The sequence below is a fragment of the Actinomadura sp. HBU206391 genome, from assembly GCF_014323665.1.
Lineage (GTDB): Bacteria > Actinomycetota > Actinomycetes > Streptosporangiales > Streptosporangiaceae > Actinomadura_C.
In genome coordinates, this window is record NZ_JABVEB010000544.1 from 1 (window position 1) to 1,438 (window position 1,438).

At 64.6% G+C, this 1,438-nt stretch carries 2 protein-coding genes; one reads left to right on the forward strand and one right to left on the reverse strand.

What is annotated here, in order from left to right:
- Positions 1–83 precede the first annotated feature (83 nt).
- On the forward strand, positions 84–566 hold the full coding sequence (locus tag HKK72_RS39280) for a hypothetical protein (protein WP_222721701.1): 483 nt from the start codon (positions 84–86) through the stop codon (positions 564–566).
- A gap of 70 nt (positions 567–636) precedes the next feature.
- Here HKK72_RS39280 and HKK72_RS39285 read toward each other — a convergent pair whose 3' ends face one another.
- The gene (locus tag HKK72_RS39285) at positions 637–1,284 is read right to left on the reverse strand and encodes a DUF981 family protein (protein WP_187239435.1); all 648 of its coding nucleotides are present in this window, start codon (positions 1,282–1,284) and stop codon (positions 637–639) included.
- Between the last annotated feature and the right edge of the window lie 154 nt (positions 1,285–1,438).

The following is a 1,438-nucleotide window of genomic DNA, read 5'->3' on the forward strand; positions in this document are numbered from 1 at the left end:
GTCGCGCGTTTCGACTGAGACGGATATGGAGCGCAATGGAGAAAGTGATGGTCTCAGGGATCTGCGGGTCGGGGAAGACGACCTTGAGCACGACGCTGTCGGCGCGGCTCGGACTGCCCCGATTCGAACTCGATGCGATGTATCACGGGCCGCGCTGGGTGAAGCGACCGGAGTTCGAAACCGAGGTGGACGCCTTCTCGGCCACTCCGCGCTGGGTCACCGAGGACCAGTACTCCGGCGCGCTCGGGGATCTCCTCTGGCAGCGTGCGGACACGCTGGTCTGGCTCGACCTGCCCCGCCCTACGGTCATGCGGCGGGTGGTGCGGCGTTCGATCGTCAGGGCCGCCGCCCGGCGTGAGCTGTGGAACGGCAATCGGGAGCGCTTCCAGGACTGGCTGGAGGCCGATCACCCCATCCGGGACGCGTGGTCACGGCACGGGGACAAGCGACGGCAGACCACCGAACGGATCGACCGGCACCCCCATCTGACAGTGATCCGCCTCTGCTCGGGCACCGAGGTCCGCCATTGGGTGAGCAGGCTCCTGCCGGGTGCCTCGACGCCGTGATGGCGGCCGAGGCGCCAAGCGATGACCTTCGCCCTGCGCCACGGCCCTGCGATCACCTGCTATGCCCAACTCACCATTCGTAGTCGGTCTTGCGCTGAATGTTGACGAGCATCCCGATGTGGGTCCGGTAGTTGAGCACGCTGAAGACCAGGAAGAACAGACCCGTCACGATCCACGCATAACGGACCACATGGAACGACCACACCCTGCTGGACCTGTACAGGGGCACCACGAGGCATCCGACCGCCCCGACGAGGTAGACGAGGCCGAAGGTGGTGTTCTCCCATCCCTTGAACCGGCCGGTGATGGGCTCCTGATCAGGGGCGTCTCCCACCAGGTCGTACGAGAAGATGGCCGACGAAACGGCCAGCAGGATCAGGCCCACGGCTCCGATCACCCATGCCGTGGGCGCCGTGAACGAGGTGTCCGGCCGCACGTGGCCCTTCACCAGGACCGCGCCGCCGACGAGCGCCAGGACGCCCAGGAGAAGCGCCGGTTCGGCGAAGGCGACATTGATCGGGGGATTCACCGTGAGCGGCCAGGTGACCGCCATCACGGCACTGAGAAAGGTCAGTGGCGCTCCCACGACCAGCAATGCCACACCCGTGCCGACGAGACCCTCCCCTCCCTCGGTCGTATGGATTCTCTTGAGCGCGTCGGCGGCGAGGAGCATCACCAGCCCCGCGCACACGCCCATGAGCGTGTTGAACAAAATCATGTGCTCTGCCTTAGGCCGGCTGCCGGTCGTTCAGATGAAGGCAGGGGGTGGACTGCCGTACGTTCGGAACGCATCCACGCAGAAGCTGAACGAAACATCTGCTTTGTACCGGTCCACATGATCATTGTTCAAGATCTTTAAAAATAATCTTGGC